We start from the raw sequence: 6,879 nt of genomic DNA, 5'->3' as shown, positions 1-6,879 counted from the left end.
ACCGCGCCTCCCCGGCGTCATCGGACGACTCAGGACGTGCCCACCTGCTCCGTCGACGGCCCCCTGCGCGCCCCGGCTGGCAGGATGGACCCGCCCTGACGCCCACGGGAAGGCCACGCGGATGCGCATCGATTTTACGACCTCAGAGCGGTCGACCCTCGGCGTCGAGTGGGAGCTCGCCCTCGTCGACCACGAGTCGGGCGAGCTGGCGCCGCACGCCCCGGCGATCCTCGCCGACCTGGCCCACGTGAACGACGGCGGCCCCGAGCGGCTGACCAACGAACTGCTCACCAACACGGTCGAGGTCGTCACGGGCGTCCACCACCGCGTCGCCGACGCCGTCGACGACCTGAAGGGCACGATCGACCAGGTCCGCGGCCCCGCCTCGGTGCTCGGCGCCGACCTGATGTGTGCCGGAACGCACCCCTACAGCCGCTACGTCGACCAGGAGGTGACCCCCGACAAGGAGCGCTACGCCACGCTGATCGACCGCACGCGCTGGTGGGGCCGCCAGATGATGATCTGGGGGGTCCACGTGCACGTCGGCATCGACGACCGCGCCAAGGTGCTGCCGATCCTCAACGGCATGCTCACCTACCTGCCGCACTTCCAGGCCCTGACGGCGTCCAGCCCGTTCTGGGTCGGGGAAGAGACGGGATACGCCTCGAACCGGGCACTGATGTTCCAGCAGCTGCCGACGGCGGGTCTGCCGCCCCAGTTCGCGGCCTGGTCCGAATACGAGGCCATGGTCGCCGACATGACCCACACCGGCGTGATCGACGACCACAGCGAACTGCGCTGGGACCTCCGTCCCTCGCCGAAGTGGGGCACCCTCGAGACGCGCGTCTTCGACGGCATCGCGACGACCGACGAGCTCGCCGCCGTGACGGCACTGGTGCAGTGCCTCGTCGACGACATGTCCGAGCGGCTCGACCGCGGCGAGACCCTGACGAGCATGCAGCCGTGGTTCGTCCGCGAGAACAAGTGGCGCGCCGCCCGGTACGGCATGGACGCCATCGTGATCCAGAACGCGGCCGGCGACGAACGACTGGTGACGGACGACCTGCGCGAACTCGTGACGTCGCTCGAGCCGGCGGCCGAACGCCTCGGCTGCCTCGACGAACTGCACTCGCTCGCGGTGATCACCGACCGCGGGGCCAGCTACCAGCGCCAGCTCGCCGTCGCCGCCGCCCACGGCGGAGACCTCCGGCCCGTCGTGGCCTCGCTGGTCCGCGAGTTCGACGAGGGGTTGTCCGCAGCCGAGTGAGGCGCCGCGTCCGACGTCGTGCACGGACGACGTCAGGCACGGACGTCGTTACGCAGGGACGACGACGCCCACCCCGCGTCAGGCGGGACGGGCGTCGACGACCGTCAGGAGGCGCGGGTCGGGTCAGCCGCGCCCGAGCATCTTCTGCAGCGACGCGAGCTCTTCGGGCGAGGGTGCCGTGCCACCGGCCGTGGCACCACCACCGCCGCCCAGTCCGAAGCCGGAACCGCCGGGAGCGGACGAAGCGGGCTTGGCACCGGTGGCGAGGGCGGCGTTCTGAGCGGCGCGCTTGGCCGGGTTGCCGGCCTTCGAGCCCTTCTTCTTGGGCTGCGCCTTCTTGCCGGCGTACGAGGCGCCGGGGATCGGGCCCATGCCGGGGACCTGGGGCACGCCGCCCTTGGCGACGGTCTTCATCATCTTCGAGGCCTGCTCGAAGCGCTGCACGAGCTGGTTGACGTCGGTGACGGTCATGCCCGAACCGCGCGCGATGCGGAGGCGACGCGAGCCGTTGAGCAGCTTGGGCATCGCACGCTCTTGCTGCGTCATCGACTGGATGATCGCCTCGGTGCGGACGATCTCGCGCTCGTCGAAGTTCTCGAGCTGCTCGCGCATGCCCTTGGCGCCCGGCAGCATGCCGAGCATGCCCTTGATCGAGCCCATCTTGCGCAGCTGCTGCATCTGCGTGAGGAAGTCGTCGAGCGTGAAGGAGTCGGTCGCGATCTTCTGCGCGACCGCCATCGCCTCTTCTTCGTCGAAGGCCTGCTGGGCCTGCTCGATGAGCGAGAGGATGTCACCGAGGTCGAGGATGCGGCTCGCCATGCGGTCGGGGTGGAACGGCTCGAAGTCGTCGAGCGACTCGCCCGTCGACGCGAACATGATGGGGCGGCCGGTGACCGACGCGACGCTGAGGGCGGCACCACCGCGGGCGTCGCCGTCGAGCTTCGAGAGCACGACGCCGGTGAAGTCGACGCCGTCCTGGAAGGCCTTGGCGGTGGCGACGGCGTCCTGACCGATCATCGCGTCGATGACGAACAGCACCTCGTCGGGGTCCACGGCCTTGCGGATGTTCGCGGCCTGCTTCATGAGCTCGGCGTCGACGCCGAGACGACCGGCCGTGTCGACGATGACCGTGTCGTACTGCTTGTCGCGGGCGTACTTGATGGCCTGCTTGGCGACCTTGACCGGGTCACCCACGCCGTTGCCGGGCTCGGGCGCGAAGACGTGGGCGCCGGCCTGCTCTCCGACGACCTGCAGCTGCGTCACCGCGTTGGGACGCTGGAGGTCGGCCGCCACGAGCATGGGCGTGTGGCCGTCCTTCGCGAGCCACTTGGCCAGCTTGCCCGCGAGCGTCGTCTTGCCGGCTCCCTGGAGCCCGGCGAGCATGATGACGGTCGGCGGGTTCTTGGCGAACTCGAGCCGACGCTGCTGACCGCCGAGGATCTGCACCAGTTCTTCGTTGACGATCTGGACGACCTGCTGCGCGGGGTTCAGGGCCTTGCTGACCTCGTCGCCGAGGGCGCGGTCGCGCACCGTGTTCGTGAACGCCTTGACGACGTCGAACGCGACGTCGGCGTCGAGCAGGGCGCGACGGATCTCGCGCACGGTGCCGTCGACGTCGGCGGGACTCAGCTTGCCCTTGTTGCGGAGGTTCTTGAAGGTTTCCGCGAGGCGGTCGGAGAGGGTTCCAAAAGTGGCCATGGTGCGCCCATCTTAACCGACCGTCGGCGTCCCGCGCTGCGTGGCCGCACCTCCTCGGCTCGGCTTTGTTGTACTCGGTGCATCAATGAGGTTACCCTCGGGGCATGACCACGACGCGACGTGTCGGCCTGACGGGTCCGCCGCTCGACTACCGCGAGGGGCTGCGCCTGCAGCGGCGACTGCACGCCGACGTGGTGGCCGGCCGGCTCGACTCGGCACTCGTCCTCTGCCAGCACCCGTCCGTCTACACGGCGGGTACGCGCACGCAGACGACCGACCTGCCTCGCGACGGCTCCCCCGTCGTCCCGGTCGACCGCGGCGGACGCATCACCTGGCACGGCCCCGGCCAGCTCGTGGCGTACCCGATCGTGCGCCTGCCCGAGCCGCTCGACGTCGTCGCGCACGTCCGCGCGCTCGAGGCGTGCCTGATCGAGGTGTGCTCGGGCGTCGGAGTGTCGGCCGTGCGGGTGGCCGGGCGCAGCGGTGCCTGGGTGCCGGGGCCCCTCGGTGACGACAAGGTCGCGGCGGTCGGCGTGCGGGTCGCCGAGGGCGTGACGATGCACGGAGTCGCCCTCACCTGCGACGCCGACCTGTCCCCCTACGCCCAGATCGTGCCCTGCGGCATCACCGACGCCGGCGTGACCAGCCTGACCCGCGCCTCCGGGAGGCGCGTGGCCGTCACCGACGTCGCGGACGCCCTCGAGACGGCCCTGACCACGTACCTGACCAGCCTCGAGACCGCCGGACGCCGGCCGGCCCGACCCGACCCTGTGGGAGCCCACCGATGACGACGACCGCCCCCGAGGGCCGACGGCTGCTGCGCGTCGAGGCCCGCAACGCCGAGACCCCAATCGAGAAGAAGCCGACCTGGATCAAGACCACCGCCAAGCAGGGCCCCGAATACCGCGCCCTGACCGAGCTCGTGGTCGACAAGAAGCTGCACACCGTCTGCCAGGAGGCCGGCTGTCCGAACATCTTCGAGTGCTGGGAGGACCGCGAGGCGACGTTCCTGATCGGCGGCTCGCAGTGCACGCGCCGCTGTGACTTCTGTCAGATCGACACGGGCAAGCCGAGCCCGATCGACCGCCGCGAGCCCCTGTCGGTCGCCGAGTCGGTGCGCGAGATGGGGCTGCGTTATGCGACCGTCACCGGCGTCGCGCGCGACGACCTCGACGACGGAGGCGCGTGGCTCTACGCCGAGACCATCCGCCGCGTCCACGAACTGAACCCGGGCACGGGCGTCGAGATCCTCGTCCCCGACTTCAACGCTCGCCCCGACCTGCTCGGGCAGGTCTTCGACGCCCGGCCCGAGGTCTTCGCCCACAACGTCGAGACGGTGCCGCGCATCTTCAAGCGCATCCGCCCCGCGTTCACCTTCGAGCGGTCCCTCGACGTCATCACACAGGGTCACGACGCCGGCCTCGTGACGAAGTCGAACCTGATCCTCGGCATGGGTGAGGAACGAGGTGAGGTCATCGACGCCCTCGAACGACTCCGGGAGGCGCACACCGACATCATCACGCTGACCCAGTACCTGCGCCCCAGCCCCCGGCACCTGCCGGTCGCCCGGTGGGTGCACCCGGACGAGTTCGTCGACTTCCGCGAGATCGCGGAGGACATGGGCTTCAGCGGTGTGCTCGCCGGGCCGCTCGTGCGGTCGTCGTACCGTGCGGGTCGACTGTGGGCGCGGGCGACCGAGGCACGCGGCGGAGTCGTGCCCGAGGCGCTGCGCCACCTGCTCGAGGCGGGGGCCGGGCGCCAGGCCGTGTGACGCGCGCCGGGGTGGACGCAGGAGGCGCGGGTCGCGTGACCCGCGCCTCCTTCGTCCGTGCCGGGGCGCGTGGGCGCCTACGCGATGAGGTTCTGGACGAACACGTGGGGGGTGAAGCCGGTGAGGTCGCCGATGCCCTCGCCCTGACCGACGAGCTTGATCGGGATGCCGGTCTGCTCCTGCACCGCGAGGACGAATCCGCCTCGGGCCGAGCCGTCGAGCTTCGTCAGGACGAGGCCGGTCACCCCGGCGTGCTCGATGAAGGCCTGCGCCTGGGCCAGGCCGTTCTGGCCCGTCGTCGCGTCGAGCACGAGCAGCACCTCGGCGATCTCGGTCTGCTTCTCGACGACGCGCTTGATCTTGCCGAGCTCGTCCATCAGGCCTGACTTCGTCTGCAGTCGCCCCGCCGTGTCGATCAGGACGATCTCGATGCCTTCGCGCATGGCGAGCTCGACGGTCTGGAAGGCCACCGACGCAGGGTCTTGGCCCTGCTGCTGGGGGCGGACGATGCGGGCGCCGGCACGCTCGGCCCAGGTCGCGACCTGCTCGACGGCCGCCGCACGGAAGGTGTCGGCCGCCCCCACGACGACCGAGCGGTCGTAGTTCCGCAGGAACTTGGCGAACTTGCCGATGGTCGTCGTCTTGCCGACGCCGTTGACGCCGACCATGAGCACGACGGCGGGTCGGGCGCTGAGCTTGAGGGTCGAGTCGAGCTTCGAGAGCCGTTCTTCGAGCGTCTCGCGCAGCATGCGCTTGAGGTCGGCGGGGTCGGTGGTCGAGTAGCGCTGCACCTTCGCCTGCAGGTCGTCGATGATCTGCTCGGTCACGTCGGGGCCGAAGTCGGCGCCGATCAGGGCGGCCTCGAGGTCGTCCCACGTGGTCTCGTCGATCGTCTTCTTGGCGAACATGCCACGGAGGGCACCGGAGAGGGACCAGGGGGAAGCCATGCGGGCCAGCTTATTCGGCCCCGGACGAGACCGCGGACGTGCAGAGGCTGTAAGCTCGCCAGGTTGAAGGGGAGTACTCCCACGCGGTGGCGTCGTCAATACGGAAGAGACCGATCTCGACCCGGTGCACCGGTTCGCAGCCGTCCTGATCAGGACGCGACGCGAGTGGAGGAGACCTTCGGTACCCGCTGCGTACTGGAGGTACACACATGGACGTCCATTTCTTGACCTGGGCGATCACCATCGCCGGCATCATCGGCCTGCTGTTCTTCGACTTCTTCAGTCACGTCCGCACGCCGCACGAGCCGACCATCCGCGAGTCGGCCATCTGGTCGGGCGTCTACATCGGCATCGCCGTCCTGTTCGGCGTCGGCGTGGGCGTCTTCTCGAACTGGACCTTCGGTGGCGAGTACTTCGCCGGCTACATCACCGAGAAGGCCCTCTCGGTCGACAACCTGTTCGTCTTCCTGATCATCATGACGAGCTTCGCGGTGCCCCGCATCTACCAGCAGAAGGTGCTGCTCGTCGGCATCGCCATCGCCCTGCTCTCGCGCGGTCTGTTCATCGCGGCCGGCGTGGTCATCATCGAGAACTTCTCGTGGGTCTTCTACCTCTTCGGCATCCTGCTCTTCTGGCTCGCCTACAGCCAGGTCAAGGGCGGCCACGGCGACGACGAGAAGGACGAGGCGGACAGCAAGCTCATCCGTGCCCTGCGCCGTGTCATCCCCACCTCGCAGGACTACGACGGCCAGAAGCTGACCACCAAGGTCGACGGCAAGCGCCTCTTCACCCCGCTCTTCCTCGTCATGGTCGCGATCGGCCTGACCGACGTGCTCTTCGCGCTCGACTCGATCCCGGCCATCTTCGGCCTCACGCAAGAGGCCTACATCGTCTTCACGGCGAACGCGTTCTCGCTGCTCGGCCTGCGTCAGCTGTACTTCCTCATCTCGGGTCTGCTCGAGCGCCTCGTGTACCTGGCCCAGGGCCTGGCGGTCATCCTCGCCTTCATCGGCGTCAAGCTGTTGTTCCACGCCCTGCACGTCAACGAGGTGCCGTTCATCAACGGCGGCGAGCCGATCACCTGGATTCCCGAGATCCCGATCTGGTTCTCGCTCGGCTTCATCGTGCTGACCATCGCCGTCGCGACGGTCGCCAGCCTCGCGAAGACCCGACGGGACGCCCGCGCGAAGGCCGGC

At 69.4% G+C, this 6,879-nt stretch carries 6 protein-coding genes; 4 read left to right on the top strand and 2 right to left on the bottom strand.

Translation table 11 applies throughout. From position 1 onward, the window contains the following. Positions 1-121: 121 nt before the first annotated feature. The gene (locus tag ASE87_RS02975; RefSeq protein ID WP_056225799.1) at positions 122-1,267 is read left to right on the top strand and encodes a glutamate--cysteine ligase; all 1,146 of its coding nucleotides are present in this window, start codon (positions 122-124) and stop codon (positions 1,265-1,267) included. A 123-nt stretch (positions 1,268-1,390) separates the two neighbouring features. Here ASE87_RS02975 and ffh read toward each other — a convergent pair whose 3' ends face one another. Beyond that, entirely contained in the window at positions 1,391-2,965 is a 1,575-nt protein-coding gene (gene ffh, locus ASE87_RS02970) for a signal recognition particle protein (RefSeq protein ID WP_043596303.1), read from the bottom strand. Positions 2,966-3,069: 104 nt separating this feature from the next. Between ffh and lipB the strand changes: the two genes are divergently transcribed. After that, positions 3,070-3,753: a lipoyl(octanoyl) transferase LipB gene (gene lipB, locus ASE87_RS02965; protein WP_056225797.1), complete on the top strand. Its 684-nt coding sequence runs from the start codon at positions 3,070-3,072 to the stop codon at positions 3,751-3,753. Next, on the top strand, positions 3,750-4,736 hold the full coding sequence (gene lipA / locus ASE87_RS02960) for a lipoyl synthase (RefSeq protein ID WP_056225794.1): 987 nt from the start codon (positions 3,750-3,752) through the stop codon (positions 4,734-4,736). The genes lipB and lipA overlap by 4 nt, the downstream gene beginning before the upstream one ends. A 77-nt stretch (positions 4,737-4,813) precedes the next feature. Here the strand turns inward: lipA and ftsY are convergent, their stop codons facing one another. Next, a complete protein-coding gene (gene ftsY, locus ASE87_RS02955; protein ID WP_043596298.1) occupies positions 4,814-5,683 on the bottom strand; it encodes a signal recognition particle-docking protein FtsY in 870 nt (289 codons plus the stop codon). A 209-nt stretch (positions 5,684-5,892) separates the two neighbouring features. Between ftsY and ASE87_RS02950 the strand changes: the two genes are divergently transcribed. Then, positions 5,893-6,879 (top strand): TerC family protein (locus ASE87_RS02950; protein ID WP_235472171.1); only part of this gene is annotated, 987 nt, incomplete at its 3' end.

Source organism: Frigoribacterium sp. Leaf44 (assembly GCF_001421865.1).
GTDB lineage: Bacteria > Actinomycetota > Actinomycetes > Actinomycetales > Microbacteriaceae > Frigoribacterium.
Note: the sequence above shows the minus strand (reverse complement) of the source record. Positions and strands in the feature narration are given on the sequence as shown.

Coding starts and splice junctions, on each gene's coding strand:
- ASE87_RS02975 (WP_056225799.1), top strand. CDS start 122: ATGCGCATCGATTTTACGACCTCAGAGCGGTCGACCCTCGGCGTCGAG.
- ffh (WP_043596303.1), bottom strand. CDS start 2,965: ATGGCCACTTTTGGAACCCTCTCCGACCGCCTCGCGGAAACCTTCAAG.
- lipB (WP_056225797.1), top strand. CDS start 3,070: ATGACCACGACGCGACGTGTCGGCCTGACGGGTCCGCCGCTCGACTAC.
- lipA (WP_056225794.1), top strand. CDS start 3,750: ATGACGACGACCGCCCCCGAGGGCCGACGGCTGCTGCGCGTCGAGGCC.
- ftsY (WP_043596298.1), bottom strand. CDS start 5,683: ATGGCTTCCCCCTGGTCCCTCTCCGGTGCCCTCCGTGGCATGTTCGCC.